The sequence below is a fragment of the Streptomyces sp. NPDC087901 genome (assembly GCF_044742205.1).
GTDB lineage: Bacteria > Actinomycetota > Actinomycetes > Streptomycetales > Streptomycetaceae > Streptomyces.
Map to the genome: position 1 here is coordinate 260,137 of NZ_JBIUUC010000012.1, position 19,815 is coordinate 279,951.

A 19,815-nucleotide genomic window follows, 5' to 3' on the forward strand; every position below is an offset into this window, starting at 1 on the left:
GCGGGCCCGGCCTTTCCCTTTACGCCGGTCGCTGGAGCACCACCATGCTCCGTCCCACCAGCGTCACCCGATCGCCCGCCGCCACCTTCGGCCCCGCACCGGTCAGCACACCGTCCGGGCGGGCGGTGTCGACGACAGCCAGCCACTGCCGCCCGTGGTTGACGGGAACGGCGAATTCGAGCGTTTCGGCTCCGGCGTTGAACATCAGCAGGAACGAGTCGTCGGAGATCCGCTCCCCGCGCGGTCCCGGTTCCGAGATGGCGTGCCCGTTCAGGAAGACCGTCAGCGCCTTGGCATGCGCCGCCTGCCAGTCCCGCTGGGTCATCTCCTCGCCCTCGGGCGTGAACCAGGCGATGTCGGAGAGCTCGTCGTGGGTGCCTTCCACGGGGCGCCCGTGGAAGAACCGCCGGCGCCGGAAGACGGGATGGTCGCGGCGCAGCCACACCATCGCCCGGGTGAACTCCAGCAGACTGCTGCCGAGGCCGTCGCCGCCGTCCTGCCCGTCGCCCTCCGCATCGTCGTCGCCCGCCGCCCCGGCCGGTTCCGGCCAGTGCACCCACGACAGCTCGCTGTCCTGGCAGTAACCGTTGTTGTTGCCCCGCTGCGTACGGCCGAACTCGTCGCCGTGACTCAGCATCGGCACGCCCTGGGACAGCATCAGCGTGGCGATGAAGTTGCGCATCTGCCGCTCGCGCAGCTCCAGCACCTCGGGGCGGTCCGTCTCACCCTCCACACCGCAGTTCCAGGACCGGTTGTGACTCTCGCCGTCCCGGTTGCCCTCGCCGTTGGCCTCGTTGTGCTTGTCGTTGTACGAGACCAGGTCGTGCAGGGTGAATCCGTCGTGGCAGGTGGTGAAGTTGATCGAGGCGAGCGGCCGCCGCCCGTCGTCCTGGTACAGGTCGGAGGAGCCCGTCAGCCGGCCGGCGAACTCGGCCAGGGTCCGGGGCTCACCGCGCCACAGGTCGCGCACCGTGTCCCGGTACTTCCCGTTCCACTCGGTCCACAGCGGCGGGAAGTTCCCCACCTGGTAGCCGCCCTCGCCCACGTCCCACGGCTCGGCGATCAGCTTCACCTGGCTGACCACCGGGTCCTGCTGCACCAGGTCGAAGAACGACGACAGCCGGTCCACCTCGTGGAACTGCCGGGCCAGCGTGGCCGCCAGATCGAAGCGGAAGCCGTCCACATGCATCTCGGTCACCCAGTAGCGCAGCGAGTCCATGATCAGCTGGAGCACGTGCGGGGAGCGCATCAGCAGGGAGTTCCCGGTCCCCGTGGTGTCCATGTAGTACCGCTGGTCGTCGGCGAGCCGGTAGTACGAGGCGTTGTCCAGCCCCCGGAAGGAGAGCGTCGGCCCCAGGTGGTTTCCCTCCGCCGTGTGGTTGTAGACCACGTCGAGGATCACCTCGATGCCGGCCTGGTGCAGGGCGCGCACGGCCTGCTTGAACTCCAGTACCTGCTCGCCCCGGTCGCCCCAGGAGGCGTAGGCGTTGTGCGGGGCGAAGAAACCGATGGTGTTGTAGCCCCAGTAGTTGGCGAGGCCCGCGTCCGCCAGCCGGTGGTCCTGGACGAACTGGTGCACCGGCATTAATTCGATCGCCGTGACCCCGAGCTCCGTCAGATGCGCGATGACCTCCGGATGGGCCAGTCCCGCGTACGTACCCCGCAACTCCTTCGGCAGCCCCGGGTGAAGCATCGTCAGACCCTTCACATGGGCCTCGTAGATCACCGTGCGGTGGTAGTCCGTACGGGGCCGCCGGTCGTCGCCCCAGTCGAAGTAGGGGTTCACCACGACCGAGGTCATGGTGTGCGGCGCGGAGTCGAGGTCGTTGCGCGCGTCGGGCCGGCCGAACGGATAGCCGTACACCGCCTCGCCCCACTGGATCTGTCCGGCGACCGCCCGCGCGTACGGATCCAGGAGCAGCTTGGCGGAGTTGCAGCGGGCCCCGCGCTGCGGTTCGTACGGCCCGTGCACCCTGAATCCGTATCGCTGACCGGGCATCACCCCGGGCAGGTAGGCATGGCGGACGAAGGCGTCGGTCTCCCTCAGCTCCACCGCCGTCTCGGAACCGTCGTCGTGCAGCAGGCACAACTCGATTCGGTGGGCGGCCTCCGAGAAGACCGCGAAGTTGGTCCCGGCGCCGTCGTACGTGGCACCGAGGGGGTACGCCTGTCCCGGCCAGACCTGCATAGGTTCGACTCTTCCACTTCTGATGCGGTTGCCTGGGGAATGCGGGCTCCCTGGGGCAGATCTTCCCCGAAAGAGCGGCCCTTACCTAGGACCGGTCGGCAAATGGGGGCGGCGTCGCCCGGTCCGGTCAACATCGGGCCTCTCCGTGCAGCCCGGAACCGGAATCCGGCACCCGTGCCCGGCCGGTTGTCCGGAATGCGGCTTGGGGTGGGGTGTTTAATCACTATGAATCCGCTCACTCCGGCAGATCTCGCCGCACGGAACGCGCGTTCACCGCAGGGGAGTTGGTAAAGGAGCCTGCGCATCCGGCTGCACCGGCTCCCGCTCCCGGAGTACCCTTCCTTGATCGTTGGTGGGGGAGTGGAAGGCGGTGCGCGGGTGAGCTCGGGAGGGTTCGAGCTGCCCCCAGGTGACACGGGTCACGAGGGGGATTCGGCTGATGTCCCGCCCGGGGCGGTTTCGCTTGCGCAGCCCCTGGAGATCGGTGCGGAACTGGACTGGGGCGCGGAGGCCTGGAGCGAGGTGCGCACCCGTGCGCAGCGGGCCGGGCGCGCCTACATCTGGCTGAATCTCGTGGAGCAGCGGCTGCGTGCCGTCGTCGCCGCGGTGCTCCGGCCCATCTACGAACCGGTCCACGGCGAGGAATGGGTGGTGGCCGCGGCGGGACCCGCCGGGCAGGAGTGGGTGCAGCGCGCCGTCGCCGTGCGTGAGGTGTCCCGCCGCAAGGGCTATCTGCTGGACCCGGCCGACGACAACGTCCTGAGCTTCCTCACGCTTCCGCAGCTGCGTGAGCTGATGGTCCAGCACTGGCCCTGCTTCGAGCCGTACTTCGACGACCGGCGCGACGTCGAGCTGGCCCTGGACGAGCTGGAGGTCGCCCGCAACGTGGTCTCCCGCAACCGCGCCCTCAACGAGGCGGTGCTGGCACAGGCCGAGCGGGCCTCCGCCCGGCTGCTGGAGATCCTGGGCAGCGGCGCGGCCGTCCCGTCCGCCGACCGTCTTCCGGTCGACGCCGTGGAGGAGCTCGTCGGAGACCGGTACGCGGATGTGGTGTCCGTCCATCCCGACCGGGTGCGGCTCCAGCGCCAGCTGCCCGCCGAGGACCTCTTCGGTGGTTCGCGCCGGCTGGACGCGATCGGGATAGGGCTCAATCTGCTGGTCCAGAACTTCTCCGGCCGGCGGCTGATCCGGCTGGCGGAGTCGGGCTGCCGGATCCGGCTGCTCTTCATCAACCCGGCCAGCAGCGCGGTCAAGCGCCGGGAGCGGGAGCTCGGCCTCAAGAAGGGCGAGTTGAGCCGCTCGGTGGAGATGAACATCCTCCACATGCGCCGGGTCCGCTCCAAGCTCCGCGACCCGGGCGCCTTCGAGATCCATGTCTTCGACGAGACACCGCGCTTCACGGCGTACCTGGTGGACGGCGACGGCGCCGACGCCGTGGGGGTCGTCCAGACCTACCTGCGCAGGGCGCGCGGCATGGAGGCGCCGGTGCTGGTTCTGCGGGGCGGCGGACGGGCGGTCGTCCGGGCCGGCCAGGACAGCGAGCACGGGCTGTTCGAGACGTACCGCGAGGAGTTCGAATCCGTGTGGACGGACTCCCGGCCGGTCTCCTGAGGGACCGCTCCTCAGGAGGGGCCCTGCTCGTTGTCAGTGCCCCGTGCGAGGGTGGTCGTCATCTGGGGGAGCACCACGAAGGAGGTACGGGATGAGCTGGCACCGGCAGGCGCTGGTCGGATTCGACCTGGAGACGACGGGTACGGAACCGCTGGAGGCCCGGATCGTGACAGCCGCGGTCGTCCGTGTCGACGGCAGCGAAGGTGATCCGGTGAGCCGGCACGCCTGGCTGGCCGATCCGGGGATCCGGATCCCCGCGCAGGCGTCCGCGATCCACGGCATCAGCAGCGAGCGGGCGGCGGCGGAGGGCCGGCCGGTGCGTGAGGTGGCCGACGAGATCGCCGACACCCTGACCGGGTACTGGCGCCAGGGCGTCCCGGTGGTCGCGTACAACGCGGCCTTCGACCTGACGCTGCTGACGGCCGAGTTGCGCCGCCACGGGCTGCCCTCGCTCAGCGACCGGCTCGACGGGGCGGGGATCGGGCCGGTGATCGACCCGTACACGATCGACCGGGCCGTCGACCGCTACCGCAAGGGCAAGCGCAACCTCGAAGCGGTCTGCGTCGAGTACGGCGTGGTCCACGGGGGAGCACACGACGCGGGGGCGGACGCGCTTGCGGCGGTGCGGGTGGCGTACGCGATAGCCGCCCGGCACGACTCGGTGGCCGCGATGTCGGCGCCTGAGCTTCATGAGCGCCAGATCACCTGGTACGCGGAGTGGGCCGCCGACTTCCAGCAGTTCCTGCGTCGCAAGGGCACGGCGGACGCGGTCATCGACAGCCGCTGGCCGGTGCGGGAGCCGGCGCGGAGCCATCAGGACCGTTCGGCTATCGAGAACAGTTCCTTGAGCCGGTCCGGCGATTGAGAACTGTTTCCTGAGCCGGTCCGGCGATCGAGGCCCGTGCTCACCGGTGCGCGCCCGGTGAGCCGCCTCAGAACGGGAACCACCGCACCCCCGCGTCCCCGTCCCGCAGGGATGCCACGCGGCGGCGGAACTCCACGAGTGCCTTCGGGTTGGCCGGGGCGTGCTGGGCGACCCAGGCGCAGCTCGCCGTCTCCCGGGCCCCGCGCAGCACCGCGCAACCGTCCCATTCCCGTACGTCCCACCCGTACGCCGAGGTGAAGGCGTCATAGGCCCCGGCCGCCAGCCCGTACCGGTCGCGGGACAGGGCGAGCACCACCAGATCGTGCTCGCGCAGATCCCTGGAGAAGGTCTCCAGGTCCACCAGGACCGGCCCGGACGGACCGACATGGACGTTGCGCGCGAGCGCGTCGCCGTGGATCGGGCCCGGGGGCAGATGGGGGACCAGTGCGGCGGCCGCCACCGCGAATCCGTCGCGGCGCTCACGCAGGTACGCCGCGTCCGCCGGATCGATCGCCTCGCCGGCCAGGCGCAGCCACCGCTCGACGCCGCCCAGCAGCTCCCGGCGGGGCAGGGTGAGGCCCTCCGGGGCCGGCAGCGCATGCACCGCGCTCAGCAGCGGTGCCAGATCCCGCGGCTCGGCGGGCCGCACCGCGTCGGGCAGCCGGTGCCACAGCGTCAGGGGGTGGCCCTCGACCAGCCGCGCTCCGGGCTCGGCGGCCCGCACGGCGGGGACACCGGACGCGGTGAGCCACTGTGCCACGGCCACCTCGCGTTCGGCCCGTTCCAGCAGTTCCGGGCTCCGTACGGCGTCCCGGCCGATCTTGACGACCAGGTCGCCCACGCCGAACACCGCGTTCTCGCCCAGCGCGATCAGCTCCGCGTCGCCGGGCAGTCCGGCGGCGGTCAGCACCTCGCGCGCTCGCATCTCATTCATGGTTCCGATTTTCGCATCCGTGCAGGCCGCCTTGACGAACCGACGGTCCGTCAGCACGATGGCGGAGGCCACCTGAGCGGCCAGAACGGTATAGAGCCGGTCGAATGACGCAAGGGGGTCGCATCCATGACATTGGCGAATGCAACCGTGCAGTCCGGACGGCACGGTCCACCGGGCGGTCCGCGTGGCAAGAGGCCCGGACAGATCAACCGCAACGCCGGGACCTGGTTCCTGGTGTTGCCCGCGCTGATCCCGATCCTCGTCCTCAGCGTCGGGCCGCTGCTCTACGGCATCGCGCTGGCGTTCACCGACTCCCAGTCCGGCCGCACCCGGTCCACGCAGTGGGTCGGCGTACTGAACTTCCAGGACCTGCTCCACGACGGACTGTTCTGGGAGTCGTTCCGGATCGGTCTGGTCTGGGCGCTCGGCGTCACCGTCCCGCAGTTCGTGCTGGCTCTGGGCCTCGCTCTGCTGCTCAACGAGAACCTGCGGATGCGCTGGCTGGCCCGCGCCCTGGCGATCATTCCGTGGGCGATGCCCGAGGTCGTCGTCGGCATCATGTGGCGCCTCGTCTACAACCCGGACGCCGGAATCCTCAACGAGACCATCCGCGACCTGGGGCTCGGTGACGGCCGGGACTGGCTGACCGGCCTCGCGACCGCACTGCCCGCGGTGATCGTCGTCGGCATCTGGGCCGGCATGCCGCAGACCACGGTCGCCCTGCTGGCGGGGCTGCAGAACACCCCGCACGAGCTCCACGAGGCTGCCGCCCTGGACGGCGCGGGCGCCTGGCGCCGGTTCCGTACCGTCACCTGGCCCGCGCTCCGGCCGGTCGCCCTCTCCATCACCGCGCTCAACTTCATCTGGAACTTCAACGCCTTCGCCCTGGTCTACGTGCTGACCAACGGAGGCCCCGGCGGCCGCACCCGGCTGCCGATGCTCTTCGCCTACGAAGAGGCTTTCCGGTACGGACAGTTCGGCTACGCCGCGGCCATGGGCTGTGTGATGGTCGCGGTGATCTCCGTGATCCTCGCCGTGTACCTCGCCGGACGGCTCAGGGGAGGCGAGGACCGATGAGTCTGCGTACCAGCAGGCCCGCACGCGCCGGACAGTACGCCGCGCTGCTCTGTTATCTGGTCTTCCTGGCCTTCCCGTTCCTGTGGCTGATCTCCACCGCCTTCAAGCCCGCACCCGAACTGGGCTCCCTGCACCCCACCTGGATCCCCGAGCACCCGACGCTGGACAACTTCCGGCAGGCCTTCGACGAACAGCCACTGCTGCGGGCCGCCGGCAACTCACTGATCGCCGCGCTCTCCGCCGGTGTCATCGCCGTCGTCATCGCGACTCCGATGGCCTATGTGATGGCCCGCCACCGCTCGCGCCTCTCCACGGCCGCCACCGGCTGGGTCGTGGTCAGTCAGGCGTTCCCCTTCGTCCTGCTGATCATTCCGCTCTTCCTGGTCCTCAAGCACCTGCATCTGATCAACACCCTGTGGGGGCTGATCATGGTGTACGTGGTGTGGGCGCTGCCGTTCGCGCTGTGGATGCTGGTCGGCTATGTACGGGCCGTGCCGCCAGAACTGGAGGAGGCGGCGGCGGTCGACGGGGCGGGCCGGCTGCGGACGCTCGTCTCGGTCACCGTCCCGCTGCTGGGACCCGGGATCGTCGCCACCGCACTCTTCGCGTTCGTCACCGCGTGGAACGAGTTCTTCTTCGCGCTCGTTCTGCTCAAGACACCGGAGAAGCAGACCCTGCCGGTCGTACTGACCCACTTCCTCGGCGCGGAGGGTGCGAGCGACCTCGGCCCGCTCGCCGCCGCCGCGTTCCTCGCCACCCTTCCCTCGCTCGTCCTCTTCGCCGTCATTCAGCGGCGGATCACGGGCGGCATGCTCGCCGGGGCGGTGAAGAGCTGATGCGCGCACTCGTGCGAACGGCCGCCGCGGCGGCAACCGCGCTCGCCCTCCTGCTCACCGGTTGCGGCGGGGACGGCGACGGCGGGACGGACGGGAGGATCAAGCTCCGCTTCCAGTCGCTGGCCTGGCAGAAGGAGTCCGTCGACATCAACAGGCAGCTGGTGAAGGAGTGGAACGCGAGCCATCCCGATGTCGAGGTCCAGTACGTCCAGGGCAGTTGGGACAGCGTCCACGACCAGCTCCTCACGTCCTTCGAGGGCGGTGAGGCGCCGGACGTCATCCACGACGCGTCCGACGACCTCGCGGACTTCGCGTACGGCGGATACCTCGCCGATCTGCGAACCCTTCTTCCCGACCGGCTGACCGGCGACATCCCCGCGCAGAGCTGGCAGACGGCCACGTTCGACGGCGGGGTCTACGGGGTGCCCTTCCTCCAGGAGCCGCGGGTCCTGATCGCCAACACCAAGATCCTCAAGGCCTCCGGGGTCCGCATCCCGACTCCGGAGAGGCCCTGGAGCTGGCCGGAGTTCCGCCAGGTCACCAAGCAGCTGACGGGCAAGGGCCGTTACGGGATCGCGTGGCCGCTCAAGGAGCCGGTCTCCGTCACCCTGAACCTGGGCCTGTCGGCGGGCGGTGAGCTGTTCCACCGCGGCGCCGACGGAAAGGTGACCGTCGCCATGGGCGCCGGCGACCAGGTCGTCCCGGGCACCATCCACGACCAGGTCAACACCGACCACAGCGCCGCCCGTACCGCGCTGGGCATGGGCGGCGGTGACACGCTGCCCGGCCTCTTCGGCGGGAAGTACGCCATGGTGCCGCTTGGCTTCTCCTACCGCCAACAGGTGGTCGAACAGGCCCCGAAGGGGTTCGAGTGGACCGTGCTGCCCGCCCCGGCCGGCAGCGAGGGACTGGCCCAGGGCGTGAGCCCGCAGACCCTGTCCGTCGCCGAGGACAGCCCGCACAAGAAGGAGGCAGTGGAGTTCATCGACTTCCTGCTGCGACCCGCCAACATGGTGCGGCTGGCCAAGGGGGACTGGATGCTCCCGACGGGTACGGCCGCCCTGGCGGATCCCTCGCTGCACACCGCCGAGCGCGGCTGGGCGACGGGCGCCGCCCTCGCGACCGCACTGCGCTCCGCGCCGGCCCAGTCGGTACGCGGCTACCCCGAGTGGAAGGACAAGGTCGCCACGCCCGCGCTCCAGGAGTACTACAGCGGTGCGATCGACGCGGATGAGCTGAGGAAACGTCTGGTGGATGACGGCAACCGGGTTCTGGCCCGATATCAGCGATGACTTCGGACGGAACGGAAAGAGATTACCGACCGGTACGTATCTTTCCCGCGTCGGAGCGGGGCCGGTCCGGCCGCCGGATGCCCGCCCGGAGTCGCGGCAAGGCATTTCTGAACGACGGCGATTCAGACAGCCATCGGCTTGAATTTGCTTCTTCACGCCCTTGCCGGGACGTGCGCATACGAGTATGGCCGGGGAAACGCGCCGTTTCTCTTCGGTCCGTTGAATGCCGACTGAAACGGCATGCGCTGCCGCTTTTGGCCGAAAGGGAGATCATTGACAACGTCAATTGCTCTGGGCTGTACTCCTGTCGGCGGTCAGCAGCGGTGCGGAATTTCTGCCGAGGCGGGAAGTCCGTATCGCAATAACGGCCGAGCCATGCCCCGGAAAAGTAAATTCAGAGTCAAAGATGGAGGTGCTGTTATGAAGTTCCTTTTTCTGCTGAAGGACAAGATGACGCCGGAGAAGAGCCTGAAGGCCTACGCCTGGTACCACTGGTACTAAACCGGCGTCTGGTACTTAAACCGGCGTTCGAGCCCGCCCGGCCGGCGGACGCGGTCCGTCGGCCGGGCCCGTGCCCGGCGTGGCCTCACCGGCCCGCCGGGCACGGTCGCCTCTCGCTTCTTGGAGACCACGATGCAGATATCCGGTACCGGCAGCCGTGCCCGGGACGTCGTCTTCGCGCCGAGACTCCAGGCGCTCCTGACGGACCACCGGGGCGAGGAGACCTTCCGGCTGGACCCCGGCACCGTCGGCGTCGCCGGGGCCGGCCTGACCGACCGTATCCTCGCCGCCAGGCCGGCCACCGAGGATGAGCGCCCCACCTTCAAACCTCTCCACGGGCGGTCCATTCCCCGTGCCGAGGCCGCCACCGTCATGCAGGCCATCGGCCGCGACGTGCGGACGGCCCTGAAGAAGCCCGTTCCCGGGAACGCCGACCTCCGGGGTGAATGGCCGCATGTGGGCCACGTCTACCTGCGCGATCTGTTGCTCGGGGACGACCCCTACCGGCTGCGCATCCTCATGGACCGCGTCCTCGAACTGACGCCCAAACTCACCTGGTCGGTCATCGTCGCCGGAGCCGCGCTGCCCGGCAGGCTGCGCCCCGGCGCCCCCGTCTCCGCCATCGCGGGCCTGACCGCCGAGGCCAAGGGGTACGGCGACCGCCGCTACGCGATGGGTCTGTACCGCAGAGCCGCGGCCCCGGTCTGTTTCACCGTATCGACACTTGTCGCCAACGCGCTCTGGCTCGGATCACCGTTCGACGACGAGACCTCGAACCGGAACATCCTGTACGAGGCCATGCGGCTGCTGCCGCCCTCCTGGAACATTCTGCGAAGGGCGTCCCCGGAGTACCCCGCGCTCGACCCCCGGATCGGCGAGGGCGACGACGTCCTGCTCCTGCCGTTGCTGAGTCACCGGGACCCCGCGCTCTGGGAGGACCCCGATGCGTTCCGGCCCGAGCGATGGGACCGTCTCGACCCGGACAGCCTGCCCGGCTACCTGCCCTTCGGCCATGAATCCGAGCGCTGTTGGGGGCGGCACATGGTGCTGCCGCTCGCAGAGATGCTGCTCGACATGGTGCGCGGCGGCGGTCTGACGGTGGATCCCGAACAGACGGCCGCCGAAGTCCCCCTCGCCGGGCTGATGGGTGTGACAGGGGTGCGGATCACCCGACGCTGAACCACCCGGCTCCGCCCCGGCCGTGAGGATTCCTCACGGCCGGGGCGGATTGCTGTGTCCGTGGTGCGCACGCCGTAACGGGGCGGAAGTTGTGACCGAGTTGGGGACCACCGGTCGGCTTCTTGTGACGAAACCTTGTCGGGGAGGTCACAGGCGCAAGGGGGGTCTTGATCTGCGCGCGTCAATCGGCAAGGGTTTCGAACCAGCCCCCGGAGATCTTCCGGCCGAGGGCCAATCCCCCCACAAAGAATGACGAGGAGATCCCTCTTCATGGCAATTCACAAGCGTGCACGCCGGTTCAAGCTGACCGCCGCCATCACCGCGGTGGCCGCCGCAGCCGGAGTGACCCTGCTGGCCAGCCCCTTCGCCGGAGCGGCACCCGCTCCCGCGACGGGCAAGATCTACGGTGCCGACGCGGCGACCGCCGTCTCCGGCAGCTACATCGTGATGCTGGACCAGAAGGCGGACAAGGCGAAGCTCGCCAAGGAGTACGGCGGCAAACTGAAGCGCAACTACAGCTCCGCCATCAACGGCTTCTCCGCCAGCGGCCTTTCGGAGACCGAGGCCAAGCGGCTCGCCGCCGACCCGGCCGTCTCCAAGGTCGTCCAGAACAAGAAGTTCCACATCGACGCCACCCAGGACAACCCGCCGTCCTGGGGCCTGGACCGCATCGACCAGGCGGAGACCGCCGGGGACAACGCGTACACCTACCCGGACAGTGCGGGCGAGGGTGTCACCGCTTACGTCATCGACACCGGGGTCCGCACCACACACCAGGAGTTCGAGGGCCGGGCCAGCTCGGGCTTCGACGCCGTGGACAACGACGACAGTGCCGACGACGGCAACGGCCACGGCACCCACGTGGCCGGCACCATAGCCGGGGCGACGTACGGCGTCGCCAAGCAGGCCAAGATCGTCGCCGTCCGGGTTCTGGACGACTCGGGCTCGGGCACCACCGAGCAGGTCGTCGCCGGCATCGACTGGGTCACCGAGAACCACGAGGGCCCGTCCGTCGCCAACATGAGCCTCGGCGGCGGCGTGGACGAGGCACTCGACGCGGCGGTCCAGAAGGCCATCGCCTCCGGAGTCACCTTCGCGGTGGCCGCCGGGAACGAATCGGGCGACGCGAGCGAGGGCTCCCCGTCCCGTGTCCCGGAGGCGATCACCGTCGCCTCGTCCACGGTGGACGACGAGCAGTCGTCGTTCTCCAACTACGGCTCGGTCGTGGACATCTACGCCCCCGGCTCGGACATCACCTCGTCGTGGAACGACAGCGACGACGCCTCCAACACCATCTCCGGTACGTCCATGGCGACCCCGCACGTCGTCGGTGCCGCCGCCGTCTACCTGGCAGGGCACCCGGACGCCACCCCGGAGGAGGTCGCGACGGCGCTGACCGAGGGAGCCACCCCGGACGCCATCAGCAACGCCACCGAAGGGACGGCGAACAAGCTGCTGAAGGTCGTTGAGTAACACGGGCACCATCTGACCGGCGGCCACCGCGCCCTCCCCCACGGGGCGCGGCGGCCGCACGGCTCGGGAAGATCGTCCTATGGTGTGCCCATGATGATGTATGCGGTGCCGTTGCCCGGGACGAGCGGGAGCGGTCACCGGAGGCTCACCGCGGCCGGGCCCCGCGAGCTGCCCACCGGATCCGCCCGGACGGCCGGAGGCGGCACATGAGTGAGCCGACCCCGGGCGTGGCCGCGGCGGTCGAGGGTGAACTCCGCCTCCTCGACCCGGTGGTCCGGGCCTCCGCCGAACTCCTCGTCCAGGTCCTGCACCCCGACTTCCACGAGGTCGACACCACCGGCCGACGCTGGGACCGCGAGATGGTCATCACGTCGCTGGTCTCGGACACGGCCCCGCGGCCCGGTCAGCTCACCGCCTCACGGATGCGCGGGATCCAGCTGGCCGACGAGCTCGTCCACGTCACGTTCGACACCGAGGCCAGGGGCAAGCGCGCCCACCGCAGTTCGCTGTGGCGCCTCACCGGGACGGGTTGGCTGCTGTACTACCACCAGGCCACCCCCTTCGTCTTCGCGGCGGCCGTCGAAGGGTGAGGCGTCAGCGTCGGCCCGCCCGATGTGCCCGCGCCGACCACCGTCCGTCCGTGCGGGCGATCCGTACCGGATGGCCGAAGCAGTCGCTGACCTGATCGGTGGTCAGTACCTCGTCGGCCGGCCCCGAGGCCACACTCCGCCCGCCGCGCAGCAGCATCGCATGCGTGGTCGAGGCCGGCAGCTCCTCCAGATGGTGCGTGACCAGCACCGTCGCCAGCTCCGGAGTCTCCTCGCGCAGCGTGTCCAGACTGTCCAGCAACTGCTCCCGGGCGGCCAGATCCAGCCCGGTGGCCGGCTCGTCGAGCAGCAGCAGCCGGGGCTGCGGCATCAGCGCACGGGCGATGAGCGTGCGACCTCGCTCACCCTGCGACAGGGTCGGCCAGCGCGACCGCGTCCTGCCGCCCATGCCCAGCATCTTCAGCAGCCGCTCGGCACGCTCCCGCTGCTCCGCCCCGGGCGACCAGCGCGGCAGCGGCTCGACCGAGTTGGTCAGGCCGGTCAGCACCACCTGGCTCACCGTCAGCGGGGAACGCAGCGGATGACGCGGATCGACATGCCCCAGCAGGGTCCGCAGCTCCCGCAGATCGACCCGGCCGAGCGTGCGTCCCAGCACCTCCACCGAGCCCCGGGTGGGATGGGTGACCGCGCCGAGCAGCCCGAGCAGGGTGCTCTTGCCGGCACCGTTGGCGCCGAGCAGGGCCCAGTGCTCCCCGCTCCGTACGGTCATCGAGACCGAGTCGAGCAGGACGTTCCCGTCCCGTACGAGGCAGACGCGGTCGGCCCGGATCACCGGCACCGGGGCGGTCGGGGTGCTCCGGGCGGGAACGGCGTCGGTCGTGGTCACCTGCGGGTACTCCTTCATGCGGTTCCGAGCGCCTCCAGGCGGCTCATGTCCTCGGTCGTCAGCCGGATCTCCCGCGCTCCCAGGTTCTCCGCAAGGTGGACGGACGAACCGGTGCCCGGGGTCGGGCACAGCACGGGGGAGCGGTGCAGGAGCCAGGCGAGGGCGATCTGCCCGCGGGTGGCGTCGTGGCCCTCCGCGACAGCGTCGAGCGTGGCGGAGGCGTTGCCGGTCAGTGCGCCGTCGGCCAGCGGGAACCAGGGGAGGAACGCCAGGTCATGGGCTTCGCATACCTTCAGCACCGCGTCCGACGCGCGGTCGAGGAGGTTGAAGCGGTTCTGCACCGAGGCGATCCCGGTCAGGGAGAGCGCCTGCTCCAGCTGGTCGGCGGTGAGGGTGTCCAGACCGATGTACCGGATCTTACCTTCCTGCCGCAGCGCGTCCAGAGCGCCCAGCTGATCGGCCATCGGTACCTGCGGGTCCAGCCGGTGCAGCTGGTACAGGTCGATCCGGTCGGTCCGCAGCCTGCGCAGACTGGCCTCGCACATGGCGCGCAGATCCTCGGGCCGCCCCGCGATGTGCCAGGCGCTGTCGCCGGTGCGTACGACACCACCCTTGGTGGCGATCACGAGCTCGTCGCGGTACGGGTGCAGCGCTTCGGCCACCAGTTCCTCGGCCACCCCCGGGCCGTAGTTGTCGGCGGTGTCGACCAGGGTGACGCCCTGATCCACCGCTGACCGGAGCACGGTCAGCGCGTCCTGGCGGTCCCCGCGCGGGCCCCAGTACCCGGGGCCGGTCAGCTGGGCGGTGCCGTAGCCGAGACGGCGCACGGGCAGTTCGCCGCCGAGGAGGAACGAGGCGTCGGGGGAGGGGAGCGAAGCAGACATGAAGGAACAGTAGTACCGGGGTCCGGAGCTCCCTCCGCCGGCGCCTGTCGCCTTTCTTCAAGACCGGGAGCGGCGACCCTCCCTAGAGTGCTGTGTATGAAGACCGAGCACACCCATATGACCGAATGCGCCGCCGAAGCCGCCCGCGTGGCCCGCGGCATCCGCGCCGAACAGCTCGACGGCCCCGTCACTCCCTGCGCCGGCTGGGACGTCCGCGGGCTCATCAACCACTGGGTGCTCTACACCTCGCACGGCATGGAGCACCGCGCCCTGCGCACGGAGATCCCCGAGGAGCTCACCACGCGGGACTTCACGGCGGACGCCGACTGGGCCGAGCGGTACGCGGCCCAGCTGGACCGCGCCGTCGCCGCCTGGTCGGACCCGGCCGCCTGGGAGGGAGAGATCGGCACCGGTGAGTCGGCCACCCCGGCCGCGGACACCGCCGCGATGCTCATCGAGGAGACGGCCCTGCACGGCTGGGACGTGGCCCGGGCCACCGGCCAGGAGTTCCGGCTCTCGGACGAGGCGGCCGCCCACGTCCTGGGGATCGTCGAGAAGACCGCGGCGCTCTACCGTCAGTACGAGGGCTTCGCCGATGAGGTCACCGTCGATGAGGGGGCCGACGACTTCACGCGCGCCCTGGCCCTGAGCGGCCGTGATCCGCAGTGGACCGCGACCGCCGCATGAAAATGGCCCATCCCCGCGGGCACTGAATGGCCCGTGGGGATGAGCCACCGGCTGGCTAGGCTCATTCCATGACCACTCACCGCAGCCCGGACACGGGCAGGGCCGTCGTCGACTTCTTCTTCGACCCGGCCTGCCCGTTCGCATGGATCACCTCCCGCTGGATGCTGGAGGTGGAGCAGCAGCGCGACATCGAGCTCCGCTTCCACGTGATGAGCCTCTACCTGCACAACACGGGCAACGAACTCCCCGACTGGTACCGCACCCTGGTCGACAAGTCGATCGGGCCGGTGCGCGTCGCCGTCGCCGCGGCCGGACTGCGTGGCGAGGGCGTCCTGCGCGATCTGTACACGGCCTTCGGGGTCCGGATCCACCAGCAGAAGAACGAGGACTTCGACGAGGTGATCGCCCAGTCCCTCGACGAGCTCGGCCTGCCCGCCGAACTGGCCGCGGCCGCTCACGACCCGGCGTACGACGAGGCGCTGCGCCGCAGCCACGACGCCGGCAAGGACCCGGAGGCGGACGGATACGTGGGCACGCCCACGCTCCACGTCGACGGGACGGTCTGGTTCGGTCCTGTGCTGCGCGCCGTGCCGCGCGGCGAGGAGGCGGCGCGACTGTTCGACAGCTTCCGGGTGCTCGCCGGGTACGACGACTTCTTCGAGCTCAAGCGGACCCGCACGGGCAGCCTGGACGTGGGCTGAGAGAGTCCGGCAGGATTCCCGGGCGGGAGGCGCTACGCGCTGACCGGGGCGGACCGTGCCGCCCGGACGCGGGCCTCGTCGTACCGGTCCAGCAGCAGCCGCGCCAGCTCCGGCGACGGGCCCAGCACGCCGGCCAGCACATCCGCGCCGGCCTCGGCCGCCCCCGCCGCGATGCGGTCCGGGAGGCGGCCGGGTGCGATCACGTACGGGGCGACCGCCACCCGGCGCACACCGTCGGCCCGCAGGGCCCGTACCGCGTCCTCGGTACGGGGATGGGATGCGGAGGCGAACGCAGGCCGCACGGAACACCAACCGGTGTGCCGCAGCTCCCGCGCGATTTCAGCGATCACTGCGATCGCCTCCGGGTCTGTGGAGCCCGCCGAGGCCAGGACGAGCCCGGTCGAGCCTTTGTCGCCGGGGTGGACCCCGGCCTCGTACAGCCGCCGCTCCAGGGTGGAGTTCAGCAGCGGCGAGGGGCCGAGCACCTCGGCCTGCCGCACCCGCAGCCGCGGCAGCCGGGCGCGTGCCTCCCGCAGGACCGCCGGGATGTCGGACTTGGCGTGGAAGGCGCGGGTGAGCAGCAGCGGAAGCGCCACCACCTCACCCGCCCCCTGCGCGTCCAGCCGTTCCAGGACCCGCGGCACCGACGGTGCGTCGAAGTCCAGGAACCCGGTCTCCACCCGCAGCCCCGGCCGCAGCGCCCGTACCCGCGCGGTGAGCGCGTGCACGGTCGCCGCGTGCCGCGGATCGCGGCTGCCGTGGGCGATGACGAGAAGGACCGGAGATGTCATGACGTTCTCAGCTCTTGACGAGGAGGCCGCGGCTGCGCAGCACCCACCGCTCCAGCGGACTGAAGATGAGCAGGTCGATGGCGATGCCGACGAACAGGATCAGGATGATGGCGAGGAAGATCCCCGGCATGTCCGCGTTGTTGCGGCCGTTCTCCAGCAACTGCCCCAGGCCCAGACCGAGATCGGGCGACGAGGCGATGATCTCGGCGGCCATCAGTGAACGCCAGGAGAAGGCCCACCCCTGCTTCAGACCGGCCAGATAGCCCGGCAGGGCAGCCGGCATGACGATGAACCAGGTGCCCCGCAGCCCGGTCGCGCCCAGGGTCCGGCCCGCTCGGAGGAAGAGCGGCGGCACCTGGTCGACGCCGGACACCAGGCCGTTGGCGATCGACGGCACAGCGCCCAGCAGGATGACCGCGTACATCATCGAGTCGTTCAGGCCGAGCCAGATCACGGCCGGCGCCACCCATGCCACGGACGGCAGGGACTGCAGCCCGGACAGGATCGGGCCGATCGCGGCACGGACGAACTTCACCCGGGCCACCAGCAGTCCGAGCGGCGTGCCGATGGCGACCGAGAGCAGGAAGCCGAGCAGACCGCGCGAGACGCTGGTCCACACCACCTCCAGCAGGGTCCCCTGCCGCCACATGTCGCCGGCGCTGTCCCAGACCGCGGAGGGCGAGGGCAGCTTGTAGTCCTCCGTCACCTCGCCCCAGACGAGCAGCTGCCAGACGACGACGACCAGCGCCACCGCCACCAGCGGCGGCAGCACCTTGCGGAGCAGCACCTCGCGCACCGGTGTGCGGTGCACCTGTACGGCGTCCAGTGCGTCCAGACCGGCCTCCAGGCCGGCCAGGTCGTCCGGCTTCACCGCGTCGGGTCCGGTCCCGCCGGACCCCGGCGCGTCCGACTTGGTATCAGTGCTGGCCATGACGGCGGATCTCCCCACGCAGTTGTTCGGTGATCTCGACGGACAGTTCCGCCACCGCGGTGTCCTCGATACGGCGCGGCTGATCGATGTCGACCGTCCACTCGCGGGCGATCCGGCCGGGCCGGGACGAGAGCAGCACCACACGCTCCGCGAGCCGGACCGCCTCGCGCACGTTGTGTGTGACGAACAGGACGGAGACGTTCGTCTCGCGCCAGATCCGGGTCAGCTCGTCGTGCAGCACGTCCCGGGTGATGGCGTCGAGCGCGGCGAACGGCTCGTCCATCAGCAGCAGTTGACTGTCCTGGGCGAGCGCACGGGCCATCGCCACCCGCTGCCGCATCCCGCCCGACAGCTCGTGCACCCGCTTGCCGTACGCCCCGCCCAGGCGCACCAGCTCCAGGAGGCGCTCCGCCTCCGTGCGGCGTTCCGACTTCGGTACGCCGCGCAGCCGCAGCGCCAGTTCGATGTTCTTGCCCGCGGTCAGCCACGGGAACAGGGCGTGCTCCTGGAACATCAGGGCCGGCCGCCCGCCGGGGGTCTCGATGGACCCCCCGGTCGGGCGGTCGAGTCCGGCGACCAGGTTGAGCAGCGTCGACTTCCCGCACCCGGAGGCTCCCAGGAGGGTGACGAACTCGCCCGGGGCGACATCGAGCGTGATGTCGTCCAGGACCAGCTGCTGTCCCGTGGGTCCGGAGAAGGACTTCGAGACATGTGCGATACGGGCGGCGTGCCCGACCGAGACACGGTCCTCGGCCTTGGTGAGGGTGGTCGCCATGGTCGTCACCTCCTGGGGTCTGCGAGCGGCTGGTTACTTGACGCCGAGACCGGCGTCGGCGACCTCGGGCTTGCCCGCGGCCTTGAGGACCTTGTTCAGCGGCTTCAGGTCGTAGATGCCCTTGAGGTCGGTCTCGTCCAGCAGACCGGCCTTCACCGCGTGCTCGGCCTGCGCGTCGAGCGTTGCGGCCAGCGGGTCGTCGGTGATCTGGATCGACTTCCAGGCCGGGTCGATGACCTCGGCCGGCAGCTCCTTGCCGGTGAGCTTCTTCAGCGCGGCGTTCGCGGAGGCCTTCGCCTTGTCGGGGTTGGCGTTGATCCACGCGTTCGTGGTCACCGAACCGCGCAGCACCGCGGCGACGACGTCCGGGTGCTCCTTGAGGAACTTCTGCGACACGATGATGTTCGTGATCACGAACTTGTTGTCGGGCCAGAGTGTCGACTCGTCCAGCAGCTCCTTGGCGCCCTCGGCGACCAGCTTGGAGGCGGTCGGCTCGGGGACCCAGGCGCCGTCGATGGAACCGGACTTGTAGGCGTCCGGAGTCACCTTGTTGTCCGTACGGACGACGGAGACGTCACCCTTGCCGCTCTGGGCGTCGACCTTCCAGCCCTTCTCGGAGATCCAGTTGAGGAAGGCCACGTCCTGGGTGTTGCCGAGCTGCGGGGTGGCGATCTTCTTGCCCTTGAGGTCGTCCAGGGTCTTGATCTTCTTCGGGTTGACGACGAGCTTCACGCCACCGGAGGCGGAGCCGCCGATGATCCGCAGGTTCTTGCCCTGGGACTTGGTGTAGCCGTTGATCGACGGCGAGGGGCCGATGAAGCCGATGTCGATCGAGTCGGCGTTCAGCGCCTCGATCTCGGACGGGCCCGCGTTGAACGTCGAGGTCTTGAGCTGGGTGCCGCCGAGTGCCTTCTGGAACAGACCCTCCTGGTCGCCCACCAGCGCGGTGGCGTGCGTGAGGTTCGGGAAGTACCCGATCCGCACGGTGTCGGCGGAGAGCTTCTTTCCGTCGGCGGAGACCTTCGCCTTCTCGGCGTCGTCGTCCTTCGCGTCGGAGCCGTAGCCGCAGGCGGTGAGCGCAACGGCGAGCAGCGGCAGGGCGGCGGCAGCGGCGAGGCTGCGGCGAAGCGTGGTACGGGGGGCAGACACGGGAGGTCTTCCTCTCGGAGGCCCGGTTCTCACGTCCCTCGGAAGTCCGGGGACGTGGCCGGGAAGTCGGCAGGTCTTCGTCTGAACTGGCGGTGCAGGTGGTGCTGCCGGGCGCGCAGGCAGTGCGCGTACGTCATCGCGCACATCGGGCAACCCCGCCCTGGCCGCTGCCGAGGGCGCCGCTGCCGACGCGGCCGCCCTCCTTCGCGAAGGTCGAGAAGATGTCGGTGTTCATCAGAAGTCCCACTCCGCGTCGTCGTCCGCCGGAGCCCCGGTCTCCGCGTCGGCGGTGAAGGAGGCGCCTGCCATGCCGGCCGAGAGTGTGGTGCCGTCGGCCGGGTCTATCAGCAGGAAGGAGCCGGTGCGGCGGGAGTCGGCGTAGGCGTCGAGTGCGAGGGGTTCGGCGGTGCGCACGACGACCCGGCCGATGTCGTTGGCGACGAGCTGCCCGGGCGCCGGGTGCTGGGAGAGGTCGTCCAGGGTCAGCCGCGAGGGGATGTCCTTGAC

The 19,815-nt window shown here is 70.2% G+C and carries 19 protein-coding genes and 1 pseudogene; 11 read left to right on the forward strand and 9 right to left on the reverse strand.

Annotation, left to right across the window (positions count from 1 at the left end; all coding sequences use genetic code 11):
• Positions 1 to 19 precede the first annotated feature (19 nt).
• Entirely contained in the window at positions 20 to 2,188 is a 2,169-nt protein-coding gene (gene glgX / locus ACIOEW_RS30940) for a glycogen debranching protein GlgX (protein WP_362548336.1), read from the reverse strand.
• Between the two features lie 378 nt (positions 2,189 to 2,566).
• Here glgX and ACIOEW_RS30945 point away from each other — a divergent pair, with 378 nt between their 5' ends.
• Positions 2,567 to 3,799, forward strand: a complete 1,233-nt coding sequence (locus ACIOEW_RS30945; RefSeq protein ID WP_362548339.1) for an SAV2148 family HEPN domain-containing protein — start codon at positions 2,567 to 2,569, stop codon at positions 3,797 to 3,799.
• Positions 3,800 to 3,890: 91 nt separating this feature from the next.
• Positions 3,891 to 4,664, forward strand: a complete 774-nt coding sequence (locus ACIOEW_RS30950; protein WP_401967739.1) for a 3'-5' exonuclease — start codon at positions 3,891 to 3,893, stop codon at positions 4,662 to 4,664.
• Between the two features lie 67 nt (positions 4,665 to 4,731).
• On the opposite strand, the gene ACIOEW_RS30955 is transcribed toward ACIOEW_RS30950, so the two are convergent.
• Positions 4,732 to 5,598 carry a phosphotransferase enzyme family protein gene (locus tag ACIOEW_RS30955; protein ID WP_401967742.1) on the reverse strand — a complete coding sequence of 289 codons (867 nt, stop codon included), beginning with the start codon at positions 5,596 to 5,598 and terminating at the stop codon, positions 4,732 to 4,734.
• A gap of 126 nt (positions 5,599 to 5,724) precedes the next feature.
• Between ACIOEW_RS30955 and ACIOEW_RS30960 the strand changes: the two genes are divergently transcribed.
• The 7 genes from ACIOEW_RS30960 to ACIOEW_RS30990 all read left to right on the forward strand — a co-directional run bounded on the left by ACIOEW_RS30960 (position 5,725) and on the right by ACIOEW_RS30990 (position 12,546).
• Positions 5,725 to 6,675 (forward strand): sugar ABC transporter permease, encoded by a 951-nt coding sequence (locus ACIOEW_RS30960; RefSeq protein WP_362548348.1) that lies wholly within the window; start codon positions 5,725 to 5,727, stop codon positions 6,673 to 6,675.
• Complete coding sequence (locus ACIOEW_RS30965) at positions 6,672 to 7,511, forward strand: carbohydrate ABC transporter permease (protein WP_362548351.1); 840 nt, start codon at positions 6,672 to 6,674, stop codon at positions 7,509 to 7,511. Before ACIOEW_RS30960 ends, ACIOEW_RS30965 begins: the two co-directional genes overlap by 4 nt.
• The gene (locus ACIOEW_RS30970; protein ID WP_401967745.1) at positions 7,511 to 8,803 is read left to right on the forward strand and encodes an ABC transporter substrate-binding protein; all 1,293 of its coding nucleotides are present in this window, start codon (positions 7,511 to 7,513) and stop codon (positions 8,801 to 8,803) included. The genes ACIOEW_RS30965 and ACIOEW_RS30970 overlap by 1 nt, the downstream gene beginning before the upstream one ends.
• Positions 8,804 to 9,223: 420 nt before the next feature.
• The gene (locus ACIOEW_RS30975) at positions 9,224 to 9,304 is read left to right on the forward strand and encodes a tryptorubin family RiPP precursor (protein WP_350985409.1); all 81 of its coding nucleotides are present in this window, start codon (positions 9,224 to 9,226) and stop codon (positions 9,302 to 9,304) included.
• Positions 9,305 to 9,436: 132 nt separating this feature from the next.
• Positions 9,437 to 10,483: a cytochrome P450 gene (locus ACIOEW_RS30980; RefSeq protein ID WP_401967747.1), complete on the forward strand. Its 1,047-nt coding sequence runs from the start codon at positions 9,437 to 9,439 to the stop codon at positions 10,481 to 10,483.
• 270 nt (positions 10,484 to 10,753) lie between these two features.
• Positions 10,754 to 11,956 (forward strand): S8 family peptidase, encoded by a 1,203-nt coding sequence (locus tag ACIOEW_RS30985; RefSeq protein ID WP_401967749.1) that lies wholly within the window; start codon positions 10,754 to 10,756, stop codon positions 11,954 to 11,956.
• Between the two features lie 206 nt (positions 11,957 to 12,162).
• Positions 12,163 to 12,546, forward strand: a complete 384-nt coding sequence (locus ACIOEW_RS30990) for a DUF4440 domain-containing protein (RefSeq protein WP_401967751.1) — start codon at positions 12,163 to 12,165, stop codon at positions 12,544 to 12,546.
• Between the two features lie 4 nt (positions 12,547 to 12,550).
• Here the strand turns inward: ACIOEW_RS30990 and ACIOEW_RS30995 are convergent, their stop codons facing one another.
• Both ACIOEW_RS30995 and ACIOEW_RS31000 read right to left on the reverse strand, forming a co-directional pair.
• Complete coding sequence (locus ACIOEW_RS30995) at positions 12,551 to 13,390, reverse strand: ABC transporter ATP-binding protein (RefSeq protein ID WP_401967753.1); 840 nt, start codon at positions 13,388 to 13,390, stop codon at positions 12,551 to 12,553.
• Positions 13,391 to 13,404: 14 nt separating this feature from the next.
• The gene (locus ACIOEW_RS31000; RefSeq protein WP_401967755.1) at positions 13,405 to 14,274 is read right to left on the reverse strand and encodes an aldo/keto reductase; all 870 of its coding nucleotides are present in this window, start codon (positions 14,272 to 14,274) and stop codon (positions 13,405 to 13,407) included.
• 96 nt (positions 14,275 to 14,370) lie between these two features.
• Here ACIOEW_RS31000 and ACIOEW_RS31005 point away from each other — a divergent pair, with 96 nt between their 5' ends.
• Together ACIOEW_RS31005 and ACIOEW_RS31010 are read left to right on the forward strand one after the other, a co-directional pair.
• Complete coding sequence (locus ACIOEW_RS31005) at positions 14,371 to 14,961, forward strand: TIGR03086 family metal-binding protein (protein ID WP_401967757.1); 591 nt, start codon at positions 14,371 to 14,373, stop codon at positions 14,959 to 14,961.
• A 68-nt stretch (positions 14,962 to 15,029) separates the two neighbouring features.
• Positions 15,030 to 15,662 carry a DsbA family protein gene (locus tag ACIOEW_RS31010; RefSeq protein WP_362548375.1) on the forward strand — a complete coding sequence of 211 codons (633 nt, stop codon included), beginning with the start codon at positions 15,030 to 15,032 and terminating at the stop codon, positions 15,660 to 15,662.
• A 32-nt stretch (positions 15,663 to 15,694) separates the two neighbouring features.
• Here the strand turns inward: ACIOEW_RS31010 and ACIOEW_RS31015 are convergent, their stop codons facing one another.
• The 5 genes and pseudogenes from ACIOEW_RS31015 to ACIOEW_RS31035 all read right to left on the reverse strand — a co-directional run.
• Positions 15,695 to 16,453, reverse strand: coding sequence for a sirohydrochlorin chelatase (locus tag ACIOEW_RS31015; RefSeq protein ID WP_401967758.1), 759 nt, complete (start codon positions 16,451 to 16,453; stop codon positions 15,695 to 15,697).
• 7 nt (positions 16,454 to 16,460) lie between these two features.
• Entirely contained in the window at positions 16,461 to 17,384 is a 924-nt protein-coding gene (locus ACIOEW_RS31020; protein WP_362548381.1) for an ABC transporter permease, read from the reverse strand.
• On the reverse strand, positions 17,371 to 18,159 hold the full coding sequence (locus tag ACIOEW_RS31025) for an ABC transporter ATP-binding protein (RefSeq protein ID WP_401967762.1): 789 nt from the start codon (positions 18,157 to 18,159) through the stop codon (positions 17,371 to 17,373). Before ACIOEW_RS31025 ends, ACIOEW_RS31020 begins: the two co-directional genes overlap by 14 nt.
• Positions 18,160 to 18,192: 33 nt before the next feature.
• Positions 18,193 to 19,308 (reverse strand): aliphatic sulfonate ABC transporter substrate-binding protein, encoded by a 1,116-nt coding sequence (locus tag ACIOEW_RS31030; protein WP_362548387.1) that lies wholly within the window; start codon positions 19,306 to 19,308, stop codon positions 18,193 to 18,195.
• Positions 19,309 to 19,542: 234 nt separating this feature from the next.
• Positions 19,543 to 19,815: pseudogene (locus tag ACIOEW_RS31035) on the reverse strand (hypothetical protein); the annotation flags it as partial.

Bases quoted from the DNA above. Each gene is read 5' to 3' on its own strand.
- ACIOEW_RS31015 (WP_401967758.1), bottom strand. From the start codon at position 16,453: ATGACATCTCCGGTCCTTCTCGTCATCGCCCACGGCAGCCGCGATCCG.
- ACIOEW_RS31000 (WP_401967755.1), bottom strand. From the start codon at position 14,274: ATGTCTGCTTCGCTCCCCTCCCCCGACGCCTCGTTCCTCCTCGGCGGC.
- glgX (WP_362548336.1), bottom strand. From the start codon at position 2,188: ATGCAGGTCTGGCCGGGACAGGCGTACCCCCTCGGTGCCACGTACGAC.
- ACIOEW_RS30960 (WP_362548348.1), top strand. From the start codon at position 5,725: ATGACATTGGCGAATGCAACCGTGCAGTCCGGACGGCACGGTCCACCG.
- ACIOEW_RS30980 (WP_401967747.1), top strand. From the start codon at position 9,437: ATGCAGATATCCGGTACCGGCAGCCGTGCCCGGGACGTCGTCTTCGCG.
- ACIOEW_RS30985 (WP_401967749.1), top strand. From the start codon at position 10,754: ATGGCAATTCACAAGCGTGCACGCCGGTTCAAGCTGACCGCCGCCATC.
- ACIOEW_RS30950 (WP_401967739.1), top strand. From the start codon at position 3,891: ATGAGCTGGCACCGGCAGGCGCTGGTCGGATTCGACCTGGAGACGACG.
- ACIOEW_RS31025 (WP_401967762.1), bottom strand. From the start codon at position 18,159: ATGGCGACCACCCTCACCAAGGCCGAGGACCGTGTCTCGGTCGGGCAC.
- ACIOEW_RS30970 (WP_401967745.1), top strand. From the start codon at position 7,511: ATGCGCGCACTCGTGCGAACGGCCGCCGCGGCGGCAACCGCGCTCGCC.
- ACIOEW_RS30955 (WP_401967742.1), bottom strand. From the start codon at position 5,598: ATGAATGAGATGCGAGCGCGCGAGGTGCTGACCGCCGCCGGACTGCCC.
- ACIOEW_RS31010 (WP_362548375.1), top strand. From the start codon at position 15,030: ATGACCACTCACCGCAGCCCGGACACGGGCAGGGCCGTCGTCGACTTC.
- ACIOEW_RS31020 (WP_362548381.1), bottom strand. From the start codon at position 17,384: ATGGCCAGCACTGATACCAAGTCGGACGCGCCGGGGTCCGGCGGGACC.
- ACIOEW_RS30990 (WP_401967751.1), top strand. From the start codon at position 12,163: ATGAGTGAGCCGACCCCGGGCGTGGCCGCGGCGGTCGAGGGTGAACTC.
- ACIOEW_RS30965 (WP_362548351.1), top strand. From the start codon at position 6,672: ATGAGTCTGCGTACCAGCAGGCCCGCACGCGCCGGACAGTACGCCGCG.
- ACIOEW_RS30975 (WP_350985409.1), top strand. From the start codon at position 9,224: ATGAAGTTCCTTTTTCTGCTGAAGGACAAGATGACGCCGGAGAAGAGC.
- ACIOEW_RS31005 (WP_401967757.1), top strand. From the start codon at position 14,371: ATGAAGACCGAGCACACCCATATGACCGAATGCGCCGCCGAAGCCGCC.